Source organism: Bradyrhizobium sp. Kon10, assembly GCF_055807395.1.
Genome location: NZ_JBVVOZ010000018.1, coordinates 1 through 20294 on the forward strand (window position 1 = coordinate 1; position 20294 = coordinate 20294).

17 protein-coding genes are annotated in these 20294 nt (G+C 64.1%); 10 read left to right on the forward strand and 7 right to left on the reverse strand.

Translation table 11 applies throughout. The features are described from left to right. The coding region (locus AC0L2O_RS23445) for a 2-dehydropantoate 2-reductase N-terminal domain-containing protein (protein ID WP_473371357.1) at positions 1 to 452 on the reverse strand (452 nt) is incomplete at its 3' end. 194 nt (positions 453 to 646) lie between these two features. Here AC0L2O_RS23445 and AC0L2O_RS23450 point away from each other — a divergent pair. From AC0L2O_RS23450 to AC0L2O_RS23465, 4 genes are all read left to right on the forward strand, one after another. Further along, positions 647 to 1714 (forward strand): acyltransferase family protein, encoded by a 1068-nt coding sequence (locus AC0L2O_RS23450; RefSeq protein ID WP_473371358.1) that lies wholly within the window; start codon positions 647 to 649, stop codon positions 1712 to 1714. 195 nt (positions 1715 to 1909) lie between these two features. Further along, positions 1910 to 4981, forward strand: coding sequence for a DNA polymerase I (polA, locus tag AC0L2O_RS23455; protein WP_473371359.1), 3072 nt, complete (start codon positions 1910 to 1912; stop codon positions 4979 to 4981). A gap of 11 nt (positions 4982 to 4992) precedes the next feature. Continuing rightward, positions 4993 to 5532: an NADPH-dependent FMN reductase gene (locus tag AC0L2O_RS23460; RefSeq protein ID WP_473371360.1), complete on the forward strand. Its 540-nt coding sequence runs from the start codon at positions 4993 to 4995 to the stop codon at positions 5530 to 5532. Between the two features lie 91 nt (positions 5533 to 5623). Further along, entirely contained in the window at positions 5624 to 6259 is a 636-nt protein-coding gene (locus AC0L2O_RS23465) for a LysE family translocator (RefSeq protein ID WP_473371361.1), read from the forward strand. 99 nt (positions 6260 to 6358) lie between these two features. Here AC0L2O_RS23465 and AC0L2O_RS23470 read toward each other — a convergent pair whose 3' ends face one another. After that, positions 6359 to 6985, reverse strand: coding sequence for a glutathione S-transferase family protein (locus tag AC0L2O_RS23470; protein WP_473371362.1), 627 nt, complete (start codon positions 6983 to 6985; stop codon positions 6359 to 6361). Positions 6986 to 7172: 187 nt separating this feature from the next. Between AC0L2O_RS23470 and pyrE the strand changes: the two genes are divergently transcribed. Beyond that, positions 7173 to 7736, forward strand: coding sequence for an orotate phosphoribosyltransferase (gene pyrE / locus AC0L2O_RS23475; RefSeq protein WP_369719659.1), 564 nt, complete (start codon positions 7173 to 7175; stop codon positions 7734 to 7736). A 204-nt stretch (positions 7737 to 7940) separates the two neighbouring features. Then, positions 7941 to 8702, forward strand: coding sequence for a DUF2865 domain-containing protein (locus tag AC0L2O_RS23480; RefSeq protein ID WP_473371436.1), 762 nt, complete (start codon positions 7941 to 7943; stop codon positions 8700 to 8702). 120 nt (positions 8703 to 8822) lie between these two features. Here AC0L2O_RS23480 and AC0L2O_RS23485 read toward each other — a convergent pair whose 3' ends face one another. Then, a complete protein-coding gene (locus AC0L2O_RS23485; protein ID WP_473371363.1) occupies positions 8823 to 9254 on the reverse strand; it encodes a hypothetical protein in 432 nt (143 codons plus the stop codon). 196 nt (positions 9255 to 9450) lie between these two features. On the opposite strand from AC0L2O_RS23485, the gene AC0L2O_RS23490 reads away from it, so the two are divergent. After that, positions 9451 to 9741, forward strand: coding sequence for a GIY-YIG nuclease family protein (locus tag AC0L2O_RS23490; protein ID WP_473371364.1), 291 nt, complete (start codon positions 9451 to 9453; stop codon positions 9739 to 9741). A gap of 64 nt (positions 9742 to 9805) precedes the next feature. Here AC0L2O_RS23490 and AC0L2O_RS23495 read toward each other — a convergent pair whose 3' ends face one another. Continuing rightward, positions 9806 to 10063: a hypothetical protein gene (locus AC0L2O_RS23495; protein WP_473371365.1), complete on the reverse strand. Its 258-nt coding sequence runs from the start codon at positions 10061 to 10063 to the stop codon at positions 9806 to 9808. A gap of 202 nt (positions 10064 to 10265) precedes the next feature. Here AC0L2O_RS23495 and AC0L2O_RS23500 point away from each other — a divergent pair, with 202 nt between their 5' ends. Together AC0L2O_RS23500 and AC0L2O_RS23505 are read left to right on the forward strand one after the other, a co-directional pair. Beyond that, a complete protein-coding gene (locus AC0L2O_RS23500; protein ID WP_473371366.1) occupies positions 10266 to 12791 on the forward strand; it encodes a glycogen/starch/alpha-glucan phosphorylase in 2526 nt (841 codons plus the stop codon). A 227-nt stretch (positions 12792 to 13018) separates the two neighbouring features. Further along, a complete protein-coding gene (locus AC0L2O_RS23505; protein ID WP_473371367.1) occupies positions 13019 to 13834 on the forward strand; it encodes an acyl-CoA thioesterase in 816 nt (271 codons plus the stop codon). Between the two features lie 212 nt (positions 13835 to 14046). On the opposite strand, the gene AC0L2O_RS23510 is transcribed toward AC0L2O_RS23505, so the two are convergent. From AC0L2O_RS23510 to AC0L2O_RS23520, 3 genes are all read right to left on the reverse strand, one after another. Then, complete coding sequence (locus tag AC0L2O_RS23510; RefSeq protein ID WP_473371368.1) at positions 14047 to 15663, reverse strand: phosphoenolpyruvate carboxykinase; 1617 nt, start codon at positions 15661 to 15663, stop codon at positions 14047 to 14049. Positions 15664 to 15946: 283 nt separating this feature from the next. Then, positions 15947 to 18538, reverse strand: coding sequence for a CHAT domain-containing protein (locus AC0L2O_RS23515; RefSeq protein WP_473371369.1), 2592 nt, complete (start codon positions 18536 to 18538; stop codon positions 15947 to 15949). 75 nt (positions 18539 to 18613) lie between these two features. Continuing rightward, positions 18614 to 19348 carry a HugZ family pyridoxamine 5'-phosphate oxidase gene (locus AC0L2O_RS23520; RefSeq protein WP_473371370.1) on the reverse strand — a complete coding sequence of 245 codons (735 nt, stop codon included), beginning with the start codon at positions 19346 to 19348 and terminating at the stop codon, positions 18614 to 18616. Between the two features lie 238 nt (positions 19349 to 19586). Here AC0L2O_RS23520 and AC0L2O_RS23525 point away from each other — a divergent pair, with 238 nt between their 5' ends. After that, a complete protein-coding gene (locus AC0L2O_RS23525) occupies positions 19587 to 20288 on the forward strand; it encodes a response regulator transcription factor (protein ID WP_027535781.1) in 702 nt (233 codons plus the stop codon). The last annotated feature ends 6 nt before the right edge of the window (positions 20289 to 20294 follow it).

Consider the following 20294-nt stretch of genomic DNA (forward strand, 5'->3'; position numbering starts at 1 on the left):
TCGGGGTTGGAGGCAACGACCACGTCGGCTAACGGATTGGTCTCGCGAATGATGCGCTCGACCTCATCGCCGGTGCCGACCGGCACGGTCGACTTGGTCACCACGACGGTGAAGCCGGTGAGCGACTGCGCGATCTCTTTCGCGGCGGCGTAGACATAGGAGAGATCGGCGTGACCGTCGCCGCGACGCGACGGCGTGCCGACCGCGATGAAGACCGCATCGGCGTCCGCGACCGGCTTGGACAGGTCGGTGGTAAAGCCGAGCCGCTTGGCCTTGACGTTGGTCGCGACCAGTTCGTCCAGCCCGGGCTCGTAGATCGGGATCTCGCCGCGATGAAGTGCCGCGATCTTCTTCTCGTCCTTGTCGACGCAGGTGACGTCGTGACCGAAATCCGCAAAGCAGGCGCCGGACACCAGTCCCACATAGCCCGTGCCGATCATCGCGATGCGCATTGAATAAGCCCTGTCTATCCTGGTTAACGAAACCCCAATTCGGGGCGGTTTAGCATTTTCCTGCTGGGAAGGAACAGCCCGCATCCGCAAACCGGCACGTGATTTGTACCAGTAAAGAAGTCGGAAACCACAAGGCCCCACACTGCCACGATCCCGGACAGCACCGGACGGAACACGCGTCGAACAGGGACAACATGACACCAATCGGCACAATCGGCGCGAGCGGAGGCTTTAAGGCCCCGGCGACCACGCGTGTCGACTGGGTCGACTATGCCAAAGGCATCTGCATCGTCATGGTCGTGATGATGCATTCGGTGCTGGGCGTCGAGCTCGCGGCCGGCGAGACCGGTTTCATGCATGTCGTCGTGGCCTTCGCCAAGCCGTTCCGGATACCGGACTTCTTCCTGATTTCGGGCCTTTTCCTGCCACTGGTGATCGACCGCGATTGGCGAACCTATCTCGACCGCAAGGTGGTGCATTTCGCCTATTTTTATGTCGTCTGGGTGACAATCCAGTTCGGCTTCAAGGCGCCTGCGTTCGCGGCGGAGACGAGTTGGCGCGACGCGGGCCTGCTGTATCTCGGATCCTTCATCGAGCCGTTCGGCACGCTCTGGTTCATCTACCTGCTGCCGATCTTCTTCGTCGTCACAAAATCGACACGGCGATTTCCCCCGCTCGCGATCTGGATGGTCGCGGCAGCGCTGGAAACGGCACGCATCGCGACCGGCTGGACTGCGATCGACGAGTTCTGCGCGCGCTTCGTCTATTTCTATTCCGGCTATCTGTTCGCGCCTTACGTGTTCGCGCTGTCGGATCGTGCGCGCAAACATCCTGCGCTCGCGCTGGCAGCGCTGGCGGCATGGGCACTGATCAATGCGGGCATGGTCGCGCTCGGCGCAAGCGAATGGAAGATCGTCTCGCTCGTGCTCGGCTTTACCGGCGCCTGCGCCATCATCGTCATGGGCACACTGCTCGCGCGCGCCCATTGGCTGAAGCTCCTGCGCTTCTGCGGCGAGCATTCGATCGTGATCTATCTCGGCTTTTTCCTGCCGATGGCGGCAACGCGCACGCTGCTGCTGCGCACCGGCGTCATTCCCGAAATCGGCACGATGTCGCTGATCGTCACCGTCGCCGGCGTGCTCGGATCGCTGGCGATCTGGCAGGCCGCGCTGCGCCTCCACGCCAACTTCCTGTTCGAGCGGCCGGATGCATTCTGGATCGCGCCGAAGAAGGCCGGGGCTCGGTTGCAGGCGGCGGAGTAGCCCGCCCTCTCGCTGTCGTCGCACGGCTTGACCGGGCGACCCAGTACGCCGAGACGTCAGTAATTCAGCCGAGAAGCCGCGGCGTACTGGATTCCCCGCCTTCGCGGGGAATGACAGTGGGGATAGCGGCTCCAGCAAGCCAAAAATCCCCTTCCCAAGGCTGTCAAAACCCGCAGAAATTCATACATTGCCGCCATGCCCAAAACCTCCCCGAAGACCACCGCCAAAGCTGAGACCCAGGTTGCTGCGCCCAAGCCGCCAGCCGATAGCAAATACGCTGCTGCCAAACCCGTCGCCGCGAAGGCGGCTGGGAAGGGCGACCATGTCTTCCTGGTCGACGGTTCCTCCTACATCTTCCGCGCCTATCACGCGCTGCCGCCGCTGAACCGCAAGTCCGACGGGCTGCAGGTCAATGCCGTACTCGGCTTCTGCAACATGCTGTGGAAGCTGCTGCGCGAGATGCCCGAGGACGACCGGCCGACGCATCTGGCGATCATCTTCGACAAGTCGGAGATCACCTTCCGCAACAAGATCTATCCGGAATACAAGGCGCACCGGCCGCCGGCCCCGGACGATCTGATCCCGCAATTCGCATTGATCCGCGAAGCGGTGCGCGCCTTCGACCTGCCCTGCCTGGAACAGGTGGGCTTCGAGGCCGACGATTTGATCGCCACCTATGTGCGGCAGGCCTGCGAGCGCGGCGCGACCGCCACCATCGTGTCGTCCGACAAGGACCTGATGCAACTCGTCACCGATTGCGTCACCATGTACGACACCATGAAGGATCGCCGCATCGGCATAGCGGAGGTGATCGAAAAATTCGGCGTGCCGCCGGAGAAGGTGGTGGAGGTGCAGGCGCTGGCCGGCGATTCCACCGACAACGTACCTGGCGTGCCCGGCATCGGCATCAAGACCGCCGCACAACTGATCACCGAATATGGCGACCTCGACCAGCTGCTGTTCCGCGCCACCGAGATCAAGCAACCGAAGCGGCGCGAAGCGCTGATCGAGCACGCGGAGAAGGCGCGCATCTCGCGGCAGCTCGTGCTGCTCGACGACAAGGTCGAACTGGAGGTGCCGCTGGACGATCTCGCGGTTCACGAGCCCGACGCCCGCAAGCTGGTCGCCTTCCTGAAGGCGATGGAATTCACCACGCTGACGCGTCGCGTCGCCGATTATTCGCAGATCGACCCGGCCAATGTGGATGCCGATCCCGGCTATGCGAGCGGCGCCAGCGTGTTCTCGCCGCTGCCGCCCTCCGACGTCGTCCCGACGCCGGGAACCGGCGCCCCGGTGCAAGCCCGGCCGGGCGAGCGCAACATATCGGCGAGCAAGGAGGACAAGGCCGCGAGCCCCAAGGGCGCGCCGATCTCGCTCGCCGCGGCGCGCGAAGAGGCGCTGCGCAAGCTTCCGGTCGACCGGAGCAAATACCAGGCGATCAAGACCCTCAAGGAGCTCAACGCCTTTGTCGCGCGCATCCATGATGCCGGCCATGTCGCGGTCGAGATCCGGGCGAACTCGATCGATCCGATGCAGGCCGACCTCTGCGGCATCGCGCTGGCGCTGGCGCCGAACGATGCCTGCTATGTGCCGCTGGCGCACAAGCAGTCCGGCGGCGGTGCGGGCCTATTCGATGCCGGCCTCGCGCCCGACCAGGTCAGGCATGCCGATGCGATCGAGGCGCTGCGGCCGGTGCTGGAATCGGCCGGCATCCTCAAGATCGGCTACGACGTCAAATTCACCGCCGTCATGCTGGCGCAGCACGGCATCACGCTGCGCAACACCGACGATGCGCAATTGATCTCCTACGTGCTCGACGCCGGTCGCGGCTCGCACGCGATCGAATCGCTCGCAGAGCGGTGGTTCGGCCACGCCATGCTGAAGGAGAGCGAGCTGCTCGGCAGCGGCAAGGGCAAGATCAGCTTCGACCAGGTCCCGATCGAAAAGGCCACGCCGCTGTCGGCCGAAGGCGCCGACGTGACCTTGCGCGTCTGGCGCGTGTTGAAGCCGCGCCTCGTCGCCGAGCACATGACCACCGTCTACGAGACGCTCGAGCGACCGCTGGTCTCGGTGCTCGCGCGCATGGAACGGCGCGGCATCTCGATCGACCGCCAGGTGCTGTCACGTCTCTCCGGCGATTTCGCCCAGACCGCGGCCCGCGTCGAGGCCGAGATCCAGGAAATCGCAGGCGAGCCGGTCAATGTCGGCAGCCCCAAGCAGATCGGCGACATCCTGTTCGGCAAGATGGGGCTCTCCGGCGGCACCAAGACCAAGACCGGCGCGTGGTCGACCACCGCGCAAGTGCTCGACGAACTCGCCGAGCAGGGCCACGACTTCCCGAAGAAAATTCTGGAATGGCGGCAGGTCTCGAAGCTGAAATCGACCTACACCGACGCGCTGCCGACCTACGTCCATCCGCAGACCCATCGCGTACACACGACCTACGCGCTGGCCGCGACCACGACCGGCCGGCTGTCGTCGAACGAGCCGAACTTGCAGAACATTCCGGTTCGCACCGAGGATGGCCGGAAGATCCGCCGCGCCTTCATCGCAACGCCCGGGCACAAGCTCGTCTCCGCCGACTATTCGCAGATCGAGCTGCGGCTGCTTGCCGAGATCGCCGACATTCCCGTGCTGAAGCAGGCCTTCAAGGACGGGCTCGACATTCACGCCATGACCGCGTCGGAAATGTTCGGGGTGCCGATCAAGGGCATGCCGAGCGAGATCCGCCGCCGTGCGAAAGCGATCAATTTCGGCATCATCTACGGCATCTCGGCGTTCGGCCTCGCCAATCAGCTCGGCATCGCGCGCGAAGAGGCCTCGGCCTACATCAAGAAATACTTCGAGCGCTTCCCCGGCATCCGCGCCTACATGGACGAGACCCGCGATTTCTGCCGCAACCACGGCTATGTCACCACGCTGTTCGGCCGCAAGTGCCACTATCCCGACATCAAGGCCTCGAATGCCTCGGTGCGCGCCTTCAACGAACGCGCCGCGATCAACGCACGGCTTCAGGGCACCGCGGCCGACATCATCCGCCGCGCCATGACGCGGGTGGAGGACGCACTCGCCGAGAAAAAGCTCTCGGCGCAGATGCTGCTCCAGGTGCATGACGAATTGATCTTCGAGGTGCCCGACGCGGAGGTCGCCGCGACGCTTCCGGTCGTCCAGCACGTCATGCAGGACGCGCCGTTCCCCGCCGTACTGCTCTCCGTGCCGCTGCATGTCGACGCGCGCGCGGCGAATAATTGGGACGAGGCGCATTGACGGCAATCGCTATGAAGATCGCCGCCATCTCCGGCAGCCTGCGCGCGGGTTCGAGCAATTCCGCGGTGTTGCGCGCAGCGGCGCGGCTCGCGCCTGCTGGTGTGGAGGTGGTCCTGTTCGAGGGAATTGCGGACCTGCCTTTCTTCAATCCAGACCTGGACGGCGATGACGGGCCTGCGCCGGTCCGCGCGATGCGCAAGCTGATCGGGAGCGCCGACGGGCTCCTGATCTCGAGTCCCGAATATGCCCGCGGCATCGCGGGCGTGCTCAAGAACGCGCTCGACTGGCTTGTCGGCAGCAAAGAATTTCCCGACAAGCCGGTTGCCTTGATCAATACGTCACCGCGCGCGACGCACGCGTTGGCCGCCCTGACGCTGACGCTGGAGACGATGTCCGCCCGGCTGGCCACAGAGGCCTGCGTGACGCTACCGCTACTTGGCGGCGCCTGGGACGAACACAGCATCGCCGCCGATCCTTCACTGGCAGAACCGTTACGATTGGCGATGGAGCGTCTAGCGGCGTTCATCGCTACCGCGCAGGCCGAGCCGTAGGACCATACTGAATTGTCCTCCGAGCAATTGCATGATGGCAGCGCCACGAAGCGCAGATTAGAATCGTGCCATCTCCCGCACCGGTTCACCCATGCCGCACACCTCCGCCCTGCTCGGCTTCGCTCTCGTTTCCTTCGGCCTGGTGCTGACACCCGGACCGAACATGATCTATCTGATCTCGCGCTCGATCACGCAGGGGCCAACGGCGGGCATCGTCTCGCTCGGCGGCGTGGCGCTCGGCTTCATGTTTTACATGCTGGCGACGGCGTTCGGCATCACGGCGCTGCTGCTCGCCGTTCCCTTTGCCTATGACGCGCTTCGCTTTGCGGGTGCCGGTTATCTGCTGTGGCTGGCCTGGCAGGCGATGAAGCCGGGCGGGCGCTCACCGTTCCAGGTCAAGCAGCTCGCGATCGACAGCCCACAGAAACTGTTCGCGATGGGATTCGTCACCAATCTGCTCAACCCGAAGATCGCGATGCTCTATCTGGCACTGCTGCCGCAATTCATCGATCCCGCCGCCGGCAGCGTGCTGGCGCAGTCGATCGTGCTCGGCGCGATCCAGATTGCGATCAGCGTAAGCGTCAACGCTGTGATCGCGCTCGCGGCAGGTTCGATTGCGTTGTTCTTGAAGAGCCGGCCGAGCTGGATGCTGGTGCAACGCTGGCTGATGGGCACGGTGCTGGCCGGCCTCGCGGTGCGGATGGCGGTCGAGGCGCGGAAGGTGTGATGGTTTTTTCACCTCTCCCCGCCCCCTCACCCCGACCCTCTCAGCGCGAGCGAAGCTCGTCGCGGCCCCGTAAGAACGGGGAGAGGGAGAAGACCCGCCTCAATCCAGCTTCGCCTCCATGCCCCGCTTCACCGCCGGCCGGGCCATCAGGGCCTCGTACCAGCGCTTGACGTTGGGGAAATCGGCCAGATCCACCTTGTGGCGCGGATGGCGCCAGGCCCAGCCCAGGATGGCGAAATCGGCCACCGAGAGCTCGCCGGCGACGAAGTCGTGGCCGTCCAGGCGGCGGTCCAACACGCCATAGAGCCGGCGGGTCTCCGCCGTGTAGCGCTTGAGGCCGTAGGCGCGGTCCTGCTCGTTCTCGAGCGCGATGAAATGGTGCACCTGGCCGGGCATCGGGCCGAAGCCGCCCATCTGCCACATCAGCCATTCGTAGACGGGGATTCGTTCCGAAAGCGGTTTGGGAAGGAATTTGCCGGTCTTTTCGCCCAGATAAAGCAGGATCGCGCCGGATTCGAACACGCTGACGGGCTTGCCGTCCGGCCCGTCGGGATCGACGATCGCGGGGATCTTGTTATTCGGAGAAATCTTGAGGAACCCAGGCGCCATCTGCTCGCCCTTGCTGATGTTGACCGGGATCACCCTGTAGGACAGGCCCATTTCCTCCAGCGCGACAGAGATTTTGCGGCCGTTCGGCGTGTTCCAGGTGTGCAGCTCGATGGTCATTTGCCCGTTTCCTTCCCAAGATGCTCTGGCTCTCGGCTACTACTCCGGAGGTCGCGACCCCACAACCGGCGGACGTGGATGGCCGACCGTTGGCCGATCCCTGTTGACGGGACCCGTGCCCTCTGGAATGTCACCGCCCGGGCGGATAAATTCCGCTTCCCGCTAAAAACGCCCTCGAGGGACCACCGTGTCGAAATCAGCCTCCCGCGCCCGCCTGTTCGAAATCATCCGCCGGCGCTCCTTTGGGCGCGGCGAGGTGACGCTTGCGTCGGGCCGCAAGAGCGATTTCTACTTCAACCTGAAGCCGACCATGCTGGATCCGGAAGGCGCGACGCTGCTCGCCGAATTGACCTATGAGACGCTGAAGGACGACCAGCTCGATTTCATCGGCGGGCTGGAGATGGGCGCGGTGCCGCTGGCGGGCGCGCTGGCGCAGATCTCCTGGATCAAGGGCCATCCGATCGCGGCGTTCTTCGTGCGCAAGAAGCCGAAGGAGCACGGTGCGAAGCTCGCGATTGAGGGCCTGCCCAGGGGCGAGAGCCTGGAGGGCAAGCGCGTTGTGATCGTCGAGGACGTCACGACCACTGGCGGGTCGGCGATGAAGGCGGTGGAATCGGTGCGCGAGATGGGCGCCGAAGTAGTGTTGGTGCTGACCATGGTCGACCGCGAGGAAGGCGCCACCGACACGTTCGGCGCGGCCGGCCTGCCGTTCCGCTCGCTCTACAAGGCCTCGGAATTCTTGACGGCTTGAAGTCCTTCCCCCTCGCCCCGTTCTTACGAGACCGCGACGAGCTTCGCTCGCGCTGAGAGCGCCCGCTCAACCCCTCATTTACCATCCCCCTTTATGGTGAATCGGAAGCTGGGACGATTGCTCTCGGCGGGTTGCGTTGCGTTGCGTCGGGTGGAGTAAGCGTTGCGTACAATTATGTCCCATGCGCGCCGGCGGCGTCGCGCGATGCTGGTGGCCGCCATGTTCGCAAGCCCGCTGCTTGCGGCGCCTGCCCCCGTTTCGGCCGAAGGCCTGTTCGACTTCTTGTTCGGCGGCGCGCAGCAGCAGCGCCCGCAGCAGGCGAACCCGTACGCGGATCCCTTCACCGGCCAGCAAAATGCCGCAACCCCGCAAAATGTCCCGCCGACGCGCTCGGCCGCGGCCGGCGGCTCGGGCCCGGCGTTCTGCGTGCGCAGCTGCGACGGCAAATATTTTCCGCTGATGCGCGGCATCGCCTCGCCGGCGCAGATGTGTCAGGCCTTCTGTCCGGCCACCACCACGAAGGTCTTTTTCGGCTCGAGCATCGACGGCGCCACGGCACAGACCGGCGAACGTTACGCCGACAGCGAGAACGCATTCGCCTACCGCAAGGCGCTGCGCGCGGACTGCACCTGCAACGGCCGTGAGCCGGCTGGCCTCGCCCCGGTCGATCTCGCGCTGGATCCGTCGCTGAAGGCTGGCGACGTGATCGCCACCAGCGACGGCCTCGTGGCCTATACCGGCATCCGCCTCGGCAACGACCAGACCGCGGAGTTCACCCCGGTCGCCTCCTATCCCGGCCTCACCGCGCAGATCCGCGCGCGGCTCGGCGAAATGAAGGTGGCGCCGGTGCGGGCGGAGACGGTGGCGGCGGATGCGCCAGCCGCGGAGATCGTGCGCGAGACGCTGCCTGATGTGGCGGTGCCGAAGACACAGGCGAAATCGGCAAAGCGGGCGGGATTGGATTAAAGCCCCGCCCCTCACCAAGTCGTCATTGCGAGGAGCGCTTGCGACGAAGCAATCCAGACTGCCTCCGCGGAGAGATTCTGGATTGCCTCGCTGCGCTCGCAATGACGGGAGGAGAGAGCGTCACCGCCCGATAATCACCCCAATCACGTTCGGCGCCGCCAGATATTTCTCCTCGATTGCCGCGCGCGCGGCGGCGCGGTTGTCCTGGGTGAGCAGGCCGCGCTTCTCGGCCAGGATCATCCAGCAAAAGCCCCACCAGTCGGTCAGCATACCCTGATCGCCAACGAGGTCATACCCCTGCTCGGCCGCAAAGATGCGCGCATGCGCTTCGTCCAGCGTGTCGAGAAACAAATGATCCTCGGCCGAGAACAGATCGTCGCTGACGTCGTCGATGGTGTAGCCCCAGATCGACTGGCACACCGCGTTGAACTCGCGGTCGAACTGATCGTCGTCCACCGCGTGGCGCCGCGCCGTCTGGTGCAGCCGCGACAGCGACCGCGCGAAATCGGCGATCCGGGTGAGGGCAAATTGATCGAAGGCAATGGTGGACATGTAGTCCTCGCGACGTCTGACAGACCCTAGATGTTGTATCGGCAACGCGCCGAATCACCATGATATATCAAAGACTTGCTAAAGTGTTCTTAATTTGTTCTGATGTTGAAAGACTGACTGTTGAGGTCGTCGTCCTGGCGAAAGCCAGGACCCATTACCCCGGTCAGCGTTGCTTTGGCAAACTTGAGCCGCACCCATGAGCGCAGGCAGCTATTACGTCTATATTCTCGCAAGCCGTCACCACGGTACGATCTACATCGGCGTGACCAACGACATCCGCGCGCGGCTCGAACTGCATCGCTCGGGTCGTGGCTCCAATTTCGTGCAGAAGTACAAGATCTTCCGCCTCGTGCACGTCGAAGCATTCGCGACGCCGCAGGAGGCGATCGCACGCGAGAAACAATTGAAGTTCTGGAAGCGGGATTGGAAGATCAAGCTAATCGAGGAAGAGAATCCGGATTGGAATGACCGTTCAGGGCTTCTCTGACAGTCGGGGTAATGGGTCCTGGCTTTCGCCAGGACGACACTTTATTTGTCGCACGATCTTCGACTCAATTCACCGCCGACATCAACTTGTCCCCGCACGCGTTCGCATAAAACTTCCCGCCGCACTGCCGCTTGATCGCGGCGCAGCGCGCGGCGGGCGACGCATTTTGCGGGAGCGCGAAGCCGCAGCTCAGGCCGTCGGCGCCGCGGCCGGGCTTGCCGGCGGCGAACGCGCTGCCGGAGGCGGTGATGCAGACGATGAACAGGACGACGGCCGTGGTTTCGATCAGCAGTCTCATCTGCGATCTCGTCAGCAGTGCCATGGGCGTTTCCTCCACAGTGAAGGCTGAATTGTCCCCTAATCTAGCATCGAATCCACACTTCCCCGTGCTGATCCGGGTTCCCAAACCGGCCCATTCCTTGCATAAATTTGCGCCAGTGCTGTGCACGGCCGCGCCGGTGATGGTTTCGGTCCGGAAGCATGCGTAGTGTGAGTGGTGTTCTCGCGACCAGGAAGTGACGGCCTTGCAAGATCAATCGTTTCAGCCAAGTTTTCCCGCCCCCGGTCAGCCCATCGACGAACTCGCGCTGGCTGAGATCAAAGGTGCGATCCTGGCGAAGCTGCGGCTTGCTATCGGCAAGGACGCGGGCATGGCGACCAAGCACGACTGGTACCAGGCCGCGGCGCTGACGCTGCGCGACCGCATCGTGCACCGCTGGTTGACCGCCGAGAAGCGCAGCTACGACGCGGGGCGCAAGCGCGTCTACTACCTCTCGCTCGAATTCCTGATCGGCCGGCTCTTCACCGACGCGCTCAACAATATGGGCCTGTTGAAGATCTTCGAGGTCGCGCTCGGTGACCTCGGCGTCTCCTTGCCCGAGCTGCGCAAATGCGAGCCGGATGCGGCGCTCGGCAATGGCGGCCTCGGGCGGCTCGCCGCCTGCTTCATGGAGAGCATGGCAACGTTGTCGATTCCCGCGATCGGCTACGGCATCCGCTACGATTACGGTCTGTTCCGCCAGATCATCAATCAGGGCTGGCAGCAGGAGTATCCGGACGAATGGCTCGGCTTCGGCAACCCCTGGGAATTGCAGCGGCCGGAAGTGATCTATGACATCAAATTCGGCGGCGGCGTCGAGCATGTCGATGACAAGGGCCGCGACCGCGCGATCTGGCATCCGTCCGAGACCGTGCAGGCGATGGCCTATGACACGCCGATCGTCGGCTGGCGCGGCCAGCACGTCAACGCGCTGCGGCTGTGGTCGGCGCGCTCGCCCGATCCGCTGAAGCTCGACGCCTTCAACACCGGCGACTATGTCAGCGCCAGCGCCGAGCAGTCGCGCGCCGAAGCGATCTGCAAATTCCTCTATCCGAATGACGAGAGCCCTGCGGGGCGCGAGTTGCGCCTGCGCCAGGAATATTTCTTCGTCTCGGCTTCGCTTCAGGATCTCATCAAACGTCATCTCGCGTCCGACGGCCAGCTGCGCAGCCTGTCGTCCAAGGTCGCGGTGCAGCTCAACGACACCCATCCGAGCCTTGCCGTCACCGAGCTGATGCGGATCCTGATCGACGATCACAATTTCCGCTGGGACGAAGCCTGGAAGATCACGGTCGCGACGCTGTCCTACACCAACCACACGCTGTTGCCCGAGGCGCTGGAGACCTGGCCGGTCGAGCTGTTCGAGCGTCTGTTGCCGCGGCATCTCGAGATCATCTACCGCATCAACGTGCAGCATCTCGCACTCGCCGAAGCGCGGGCGCCCGGCGACATCGATTTCCGCGCCTCGGTCTCGCTGATCGACGAGAGGAGCGGCCGGCGCGTGCGCATGGGCCAGCTCGCCTTCGTCGGCTCGCACCGCATCAACGGCGTTTCGGCGATGCATTCGGATTTGATGCGCGAGACCGTGTTCCACGATCTCAACCATCTCTATCCCGGCCGCATCACCAACAAGACCAACGGCATCACCTTCCGCCGCTGGCTGATGCTGGCGAACCCCAGGCTGACCGACCTGTTGCGCGAGGCCTGCGGCGAAGCCGTGCTCGACGATCCGACCCAGCTCAGATTGATGGAAGCGCGCGCCAGCGACGTCGAATTCCAGAAGAAATTCCGCGCCGTCAAGCATCACAACAAGACGGCGTTGGCGCGGCTGATCGGCGAGCGGCTCGGCATCAAGGTCGATCCCAGCGCGCTGTTCGACGTGCAGATCAAGCGCATCCACGAATACAAGCGCCAGCTGCTCAACGTGATCGAGACCGTCGCGCTGTACCAGGCGATGAAGGACGATCCCAACGGCAACTGGGTGCCGCGGGTGAAGATCTTCGCCGGCAAGGCTGCGGCGAGCTACCGCTACGCCAAGCTGATCATCAAGCTGATCAACGACGTTGCGGAGGTCGTCAACAACGATCCCGCGATCGGGGGCAAGCTCAAGGTCGTGTTCCTGCCCGACTACAATGTCAGCCTCGCGGAAGTGATCATTCCCGCGGCCGACCTGTCCGAGCAGATCTCGACCGCCGGCATGGAAGCCTCCGGCACCGGCAACATGAAGCTGTCCTTGAACGGCGCGCTCACCATCGGCACGCTCGACGGCGCCAATATCGAGATCCGCGACCATGTCGGCGCAGAGAACATCGCGATCTTCGGCATGGAGGCCGGGGACGTGATGATCCGGCGCAAGCAGGGGCTCGACGCCTCCGACGTGATCCGCAATTCGCCGAAGCTCCAGCGCGCCATCAATGCGATCGGCGGCGGCGAGTTCTCGCCCGGCGATCCCGGCCGATTCGAATCGATCGCGCATGCGCTGCGCTATCTCGACCACTACATGGTCAGCGCCGATTTCGACTCCTACTACGAGGCGCAGCGCAGCGTCGACGCGCGCTGGCAGGTGGCGCCGGCCTGGACGCGCGCCAGTATTCTCAATGTCGCACGCATGGCGTGGTTCTCGTCCGACCGCACCATCCGCGAGTACGCCGAGGAGATCTGGAACGTGCCGGTCAATCCGGTCACGCCGCCGTTCCAGGCGGCCGAGGACCTGCGCGACGCGGCGAGCTGATATTTCCGCGCTACGAAATCGGCCTTACCTGCGAAGTCATTGCATTCCGCGCGGGGGATGATGATATGATCGTCATCATCTGCAGAGGCCGATGGCAGCAAGACTGCGCCGTCACCTCAACACCGCCATTGCGAGCGCAGCGAAGCAATCCAGACTGTCCCCGCGAAAAGACTCCGGATTGCTTCGCTGCACTCGCAATAACGACGGGTCGGCATCGAGGACCAGCCATGCATGCCAAGCTCCCACATCCTTTCGACGACGCCACGCGCGTCACCGCCGGCGACTCCAGCTGGCAGGGGCACACCAGCGACGATTACTGGGCCTTTGTCGGCCCGTTCGGCGGCGCCACCGCCGCGACCATTTTGCGCGCGCTGATCGATCATCCGCAAGCTGCGGGTGATCCGCTGGCGCTCACGGTCAATTACTGCGCGCCGATCGCCAGGGGTCCGTTCGATCTCGATGTCCGGCTGGTGAAGGCCAACCGCTCCAGCCAGCACTGGAGCGTCGAACTGTCGCAAGGCGGCGGCGAGGTCGCAACGCTCGCCACCGCGGTGTTCGCCGAGCGGCGGCCGTCCTGGGAGCACAGGGTGGCGAAATATCCTGATACCAGGCCGTTCGAGCAGACGCTGCCGTACCCGAAAATGGCGGCGTCCTGGGCCAACCGATATGAATTTCGCTTCGTCGAAGGCGAGTTGCGGATCGGGCCGCCGCAGGCTGAACTCGCCAGCACCTATTCGAAAATCTGGATCGGCGATCGCGTGCCGCGCAAGGTCGACATGCTGTCGCTGATATCGATGTCGGACGCCTTCTTCGGCCGCATCTTCCATGCACGGCGCGAGCTGGTGCCGTTCGGCACGGTGTCGCTGACGACCTATTTCCACACAGATGCGGAAGAGCTCGCCGCCGAAGACATTACGCGCGTGCTCGCGACCGCCGATGCCAAGATCTTCCACAAGAGCTACGGCGACCAGAACGCCGAGCTGTGGTCGCCGAATGGAAGGTTGCTCGCGACGAGCACGCAGATCGCGTATTTCAAGGCCTAGCCGCTTTTTCCCTCTCCCCTTGTGGGAGAGGGTGGCTCGCCGCATAGCGGCGAGACGGGTGAGGGGTTCTCTCCGCGAGCACTTCTCTTGCAGTCGAGTTTGTGGATACAGACCCCTCATCCGGCGCTTCGCGCCACCTTCTCCCACAACAAGGGGAGAAGGAAAAAAAGGCGGCCTCGCGGCCGCCCTTTTGCATTGAAGACGGAGCGAACTCACTCCGCCGCGAGCTTCACGTCCGGAGCAGCGGCACGCACCTCGGCGTCGACCTGGGCTTCGAACCTGGCGAAGTTCTTCTGGAACATGCCGACCAGCGCGCGCGCGGTCTTGTCGAACTCGTCCTTGTCCTTCCAGGTGTTGACCGGATTGAGGATCTCGGCGGGCACGCCCGGCAGTGCGGTCGGGACGGCGAAGCCAAAGTACTTGTCGGTGCGAAATTCGACGTTGCGCAAGCTTCCGTCGAGCGCGGCGGTGAGCAGCGCACGGGTCACCTTGATCGGCATGCGCGAGCCAGTGCCGTACTTGCCACCGGTCCAGCCCGTGTTGACCAGCCAGCAGTCGACATTGTGCTGGGCGATGAGGTCGCGCAGCATGTTGCCGTAGACGGATGGATCGAGCGGCAGGAACGGCGACCCGAAGCAGGTCGAGAACTCCGGCTGCGGCTCGCTGCCGAGGCCGCGCTCGGTGCCGGCGACCTTCGCGGTATAGCCGGACAGAAAGTGATACATCGCCTGTGCCGGCGACAGCTTTGCGATCGGCGGCAGCACGCCGAACGCGTCGGCAGCGAGCATCACCACGTTCTTCGGCTGCGGCGCGCGGCCGGTGCGCGAGGCGTTCGGGATGAACTCGAGCGGGTAGGCCGAACGGGTGTTCTCGGTCTTGGAGCCGTCGTCGAAATCGACCACGCGGGTGTCTTCGTCGAGCACGCAATTCTCGAGCACCGCGCCGAAGCGGGTCGAGGCGGCGTAGATCTCGGGCTCGGCTTCCTTCGACAGCTTGATGCACTTGGCGTAGCAGCCGCCTTCGAAATTGAAGACGCCGTTCGGGCCCCAGCCGTGCTCGTCGTCGCCGATCAGCGTGCGGTTGGGATCGGCCGACAGGGTCGTCTTGCCGGTGCCGGAGAGGCCGAAGAAGACGGCGGTGTCGCCCTTGGCGCCGACATTGGCGGAGCAGTGCATCGGCATCACGCCGCGCTCGGGCAGGTAATAGTTCAGCGTCGTGAACACCGACTTCTTCATCTCGCCGGCATAATAGGAGCCGCCGATGAGCACGATCTTGCGGGCGAAGTCGATGGCGACGACGTTCTCCGACTTGCAGCCATGGCGCTTCGGATCGGCGCGGAAGCTCGGCATGTCGATGATGGTGAGCTCCGGCGTGAAGCTCGACAGCTCGACCGCCTCGGGGCGGATCAAGAGCGTGCGGATGAACAGCGAGTGCCAGGCGAGCTCGGTGAAGACGCGGGTCTTGATCCGGTAGGCCGGATCGGCGCCGCCGTAGAGATCCTGCGCGAATAGCGACTTGCCTTCGGCGTGCTTGAGGAAGTCCTGGTAGAGCGTCTCGAACTGCTCGGCGGTGATCGACTGGTTGCCGGCCCACCACATCTTCTTGTCAGTGGTGGCGTCACGCACCGTGAACTTGTCTTTCGGGCTGCGGCCGGTGAACTCGCCGGTGTCGGCGCAGAGTGCGCCATCGGCGGACAACACCGCCTCGCCCGCGGAGAGCGAATATTGATAGAGCTGCGGAGCGCCGAGATTCCAGTGAACCCGCTTGAGATTCTTTAAGCCGAATTTGTCGGCACCGAAGGCACCGTTGCGCACGCCCGTCTCTTGCACGAAAAATCCTCCTCGAACCCGCGACACTCGACGCGATCATGTTTTGGCGCCGTCGCGGCCACCGTGATTTACAGGCCGTCCGGCCTCGGTTGGACGACCTAATATCGGTGAACGCCCGCGTTGCCAAGCTGATCCCTTCGGATTTGGTTTATTCAAGGACCGCGCCAAACGCCGTGCATGTCAGCCTTGAGCAGACGCATCGAAAAATCCTGAATGATCGCGCAACCAAATGCGCGCTTCCGCGTTTTCCGTGATTATTGCGACGCACAACGCGCGTGCGGCTCTATCGTACCGCACCCTCGCCGATGAGCGCGAACGGTGCCCACATCGCAGGGTACGCATTGCGCGGCGATGAGGCGTCATCCAGATAAGCCAACATCGCGCGCCGCAAGGCTTCGGCTCGGCCGATTTTTGGTTCGCTTTTGAGCAAATCGAAAGTCGATGTGGTCAAGCGCGTGGCAGCTTCGGAATCGACTGCCCAATGCGAGACCAGAAGCGCGCGGGCGCCGGCATAGAAGAACGCGCGCGCCAACCCCGACAGCGCCTCGGCGCCGGGCTTGTCGCCGGCAATCGTGTTGCAGGCCGACAGCACCACCCAATCCGCATTGAGCTTGAGTTGGGCCACTTCGCTGGCCGTGAGCAGACCGTCATCGAACTCGGAGGGCTGATCGGGAATGGAGAGCGCAAGCGACGGTTCGCCCACGCCCTTGATATCGCCCGCCACGAGGCCGTGGGTGGCGAAGTAGATGATGCCGTATTGAGCAAGCGCTGCGCGTTTGAGCGTCGTCTCGCTGGCGTCGCGGCCGAGATGGATGTCGGCCTCGGTCGCGCCGACATCCTTGGCCACCGCGCTCAGCTCGTCGGCGGTGTCAGGCAGTTGCGGCAGCGCCTGCGCAAGCCGCGCGCGATCGACCCCGGCACCGCGCCAGAAGTCGGTATAGGCGATGCTCGCGATGCTGCGCGCGGCGACTTTGCCGCCTGCTGTGCGCCGCTCGGCGGGGCCGCCTTGGGCAGGATTGAACACGGGGTCGCCAAAGCCGGTCATCGGCTTGACGCCCTGATCTTTGCGCGCAAACGCACGCAGCGATTTCAGGCTCACGACGGACGGCAGCACTGAGACGGCCTGACGGCGCAACAGCCAGGCGGCGCTGCGATAGCCTTCGAGCTTGTCCGGGATCGCGGCTTCCGGCGTCTCCGTGACGAGCAGGTGAAACGGCAGCGCCGTCAGCGCACCCGAGGGCACCACCAGCAGGCTGCGCTTCTCCCTCGTCAGCCCTTCGACCGGGCCCAGCAGCGCGGCATAAATCTCGTTGGCGAGCGCGAGATCGAACAAGCCTGATTTGCCCGAGGCGTCGCGCGCCTTGCCGACATCGAGGCCTTTGCGGAAAGCCGTGACTTTCTGCGCCAGCGCGTCTGCGCCAAGCGGAATCTCCTTCCAATCGACGCTCTCGCGCGTAATCGCGATGACATAGCTCCGCTTGTCGAGCACGGAATAGACCGTCATGGCCTCATCGGCCGACAGCAGCGGCTGGATCTCCTTCGCGGTCAGCGGCAGCGGATTGGACAGCGAGGCGTAATCGGGAAACTCGACGGCGAGCGTCTTCTGCAAGCCGGCGCGCTCGCTTGAGATTGCGGCGATCCGTGCACGGCTGCGCTGCTCGGCCGCGACATCGCGTTGCGCCGCTTGCTTCGACACCGCGGCGATGATGGCCTTGTCGAGCGCCTCAGCCTCGGCCGCGAGATCCTGATCCTTGCGCACGAGCTCGGCGAGCCGGTCGCTGCCGGCGGCGAGCCGCACCGCGAGCTTGTTCACCGCCGATGCAGCGGAGGATTGCGTGCCGCGCTGGATCGCGGCGAGCGCCTGGTTCAGCGCCTCGTCATTGGCCAGCAGGGCTTGCTCTCGCGCAGCGAACAGGATCGGCAGCACCACGCGCAACTGCGCGCGATTGGTCGCGAGCGTCTTTTCCGCGAATGGCAGTGCATCGGCAGTCCGCCCCAACGCGTAAAGGAAATAGCCGAGATTACTGGTCGAGATCGCGACGTCAGGATGATCGGGTCCCAGCGCGCGCTCGCGTATCATCAGGGCACGGCGGTAGAGCGGCTCGGCCTCGGCATAGCGCTGCTGGTGTTCATAGAGCCCGGCGAGGTTGTTCAGCGAGCGGGCAACGTCGGGATGATCCGGCCCAAGCACCTTTTCGCGGATCGCGAGCGAGCGCTTGATCGGCGCCTCTGCATCCGCATCGCGGTTGAGGTCGCGATCGAGCTGGCCGATGTTGTTCAGGACGGTTGCCACCGCCGGATGCTCGGGGCCTGCGGCCTTTTGGTAGATCGCGAGCGCCCGTTGGAATAACGGTTCGGCTTCGAGCTGGCGCTGCTGCTTGACGTAGAGCGTGGCCAGATTGTTGAGCGCCTGGCCCACGTCGGGATGCTCGCGCGACAAGCTCTTTTCTCGAACGGCGAGCGCGCGCTTGAACAGTGGCTCGGCTTCGGCATAACGACTCTGCCGCTGATACAGTGCGGCGAGATTGGTCAGCTCGGCCGCAACCAGCGCGTTGTCGAGACCGAGCGATTTTTCCATCAATGCGATCGAGCGCAGGTAGAGCGGCTCGGCGAGATCGTCATGGCCCTGGCCGGCATAGACCTGACCGAGGTTGTTCAACGCTGCCGCGAGATCACGACCATTGTCGCTCTTCTCCAGGCTCGCGACCATGCCTTGCGCCAGGGGAAGCGCTTCCGAATACTTGCCGGCGCTCATGAGGGCGTTGATCCGCGCGCCCTCCGCGGCGAGGCCTTTCTGGGCAACGCCGGGCGTGGCCAGGGACGAAGCGATCGCGAGCGCCAAGCTTGCGACCCATGCCAAACGATGGCGCGCCATGAACCCTCTCGCTCCAACCTCGGACCGTACGGTCTTGGGTCGCACCGATGGGCAGCGGCGTTCAATTTGTCGCGGCTAGTCGGGCTTCGCGCGCGCTCCGCCCGCAAGCCTGACCAGCATCTTGCGCAGCGCCGTGCCGCTCTCCACTCGCTCCGGGAAATCCAGCCGCAGTGCGGTCTGGCCATCCTGCATGTCGAGGCCTTCGGGATCGCAGCCTGTGCAGCGCCAGTCGCCCTTGGCGGCGCCGAGCAACTTTGTGGCGTACAGGCCCATGGCGTCGCGATGGTCGGCATTCATGTGCGCAACCGCGCCTTCCTCCGCGGCGAGCAGATCCTCGGCCCCGCCGAGATCCGTCAGGAACTGCTCGGGTTTCAGATCGACAATCCGGCCAAATCCAGCGACTAAATGGGTTCCCGTTGGACGGATCCGGAAGAACGAAAAATCCGCAAACGAGACAAAGGCTTCCGCCGACGGATGGGCATTGAGATACCTTCGCCGGAGAAGGTCCTTCTCGGCATCCGCGTGCTCGGCCCGGCCGGACAGCATGATCCGGGCGCCCTCCAGCGGATCACCCTCTGCACGCTCGTCCAGCATCAGCGACACCCTGGCGTCCGATAGGATGTTCCTGGTGTGCACCGCCAAGCGCGAGATCAGCAGGATGGGCGAGCCGTCGGGATGGCTGGCCAGATTGACCAGGGAACAATAGGGATCGCCGCTGCCGACCATCAGCGTGGCGAGCGCCCCCTGCCGGGACCGCCGCAACAGCGATTTGGCGAGCTTTCCGGGGTCGAAATCTGGGGTCGGCTGCATCGGCTTTCTCGGCTCAGGTGGTTGCAAGGGGGGCCTTTTTTCGGGTAAACGAGGGTCTGGTTATGGGTCGACATGCGGCGAATCTGCCGTGTTTCGTGGAACTTGGTCACACTTCAGCCCAGCTTGCATTGCTCGGTGACACAGTTCGAACTCCAAGTTCGGGACCCATGTATGCGGCGCATCACTGGATTGCTCGCCGTTTAAGCCACGATCCAAACGGAAAGCAGAAAGCAGGCTCATGCCCACAATCGCTTTGGTCGACGACGACCGCAACATTCTCACATCCGTCTCGATCGCGCTGGAAGCCGAAGGCTACCGCATCATGACCTACACCGACGGCGCTTCCGCGCTCGACGGTTTCCGCACCACCCAGCCCGATCTTGCCATCCTCGACATCAAGATGCCGCGCATGGACGGCATGGAGACGCTACGCCGGCTGCGGCAGAAATCCGATCTGCCGGTGATCTTCCTGACCTCCAAGGACGAAGAGATCGACGAATTATTCGGCCTCAAGATGGGGGCCGACGATTTCATCCGCAAACCGTTCTCGCAGCGCCTGCTGGTCGAACGCGTCAAGGCGGTGCTTCGCCGCTCGGCGCCGAAGGATCCGACCGTCGCGCCGAAGGAGAACGACGCCAAGGCGCTCGACCGCGGCCTGCTGCGCATGGACCCGGAACGCCACACCTGCACCTGGAAGAACGAGCCGGTGACGCTGACCGTCACCGAATTCCTGATCCTCCAGGCGCTGGCGACACGGCCCGGCGTGGTCAAGAGCCGCAACGCGCTGATGGACGCCGCCTATGACGACCAAGTCTATGTCGACGACCGCACCATCGACAGCCACATCAAGCGGCTGCGCAAGAAGTTCAAGGTGGTCGACAACGATTTCGAGATGATCGAGACGCTCTACGGCGTCGGCTACCGCTTCAAGGAAGCCTGAGGCGCA

Coding starts and splice junctions, on each gene's coding strand:
- AC0L2O_RS23495 (WP_473371365.1), bottom strand. CDS start 10,063: ATGGCACTGCTGACGAGATCGCAGATGAGACTGCTGATCGAAACCACG.
- AC0L2O_RS23520 (WP_473371370.1), bottom strand. CDS start 19,348: ATGCAGCCGACCCCAGATTTCGACCCCGGAAAGCTCGCCAAATCGCTG.
- AC0L2O_RS23490 (WP_473371364.1), top strand. CDS start 9,451: ATGAGCGCAGGCAGCTATTACGTCTATATTCTCGCAAGCCGTCACCAC.
- AC0L2O_RS23505 (WP_473371367.1), top strand. CDS start 13,019: ATGCATGCCAAGCTCCCACATCCTTTCGACGACGCCACGCGCGTCACC.
- AC0L2O_RS23450 (WP_473371358.1), top strand. CDS start 647: ATGACACCAATCGGCACAATCGGCGCGAGCGGAGGCTTTAAGGCCCCG.
- AC0L2O_RS23480 (WP_473371436.1), top strand. CDS start 7,941: ATGCTGGTGGCCGCCATGTTCGCAAGCCCGCTGCTTGCGGCGCCTGCC.
- AC0L2O_RS23465 (WP_473371361.1), top strand. CDS start 5,624: ATGCCGCACACCTCCGCCCTGCTCGGCTTCGCTCTCGTTTCCTTCGGC.
- AC0L2O_RS23525 (WP_027535781.1), top strand. CDS start 19,587: ATGCCCACAATCGCTTTGGTCGACGACGACCGCAACATTCTCACATCC.
- AC0L2O_RS23485 (WP_473371363.1), bottom strand. CDS start 9,254: ATGTCCACCATTGCCTTCGATCAATTTGCCCTCACCCGGATCGCCGAT.
- polA (WP_473371359.1), top strand. CDS start 1,910: ATGCCCAAAACCTCCCCGAAGACCACCGCCAAAGCTGAGACCCAGGTT.
- AC0L2O_RS23515 (WP_473371369.1), bottom strand. CDS start 18,538: ATGGCGCGCCATCGTTTGGCATGGGTCGCAAGCTTGGCGCTCGCGATC.
- AC0L2O_RS23470 (WP_473371362.1), bottom strand. CDS start 6,985: ATGACCATCGAGCTGCACACCTGGAACACGCCGAACGGCCGCAAAATC.
- AC0L2O_RS23460 (WP_473371360.1), top strand. CDS start 4,993: ATGAAGATCGCCGCCATCTCCGGCAGCCTGCGCGCGGGTTCGAGCAAT.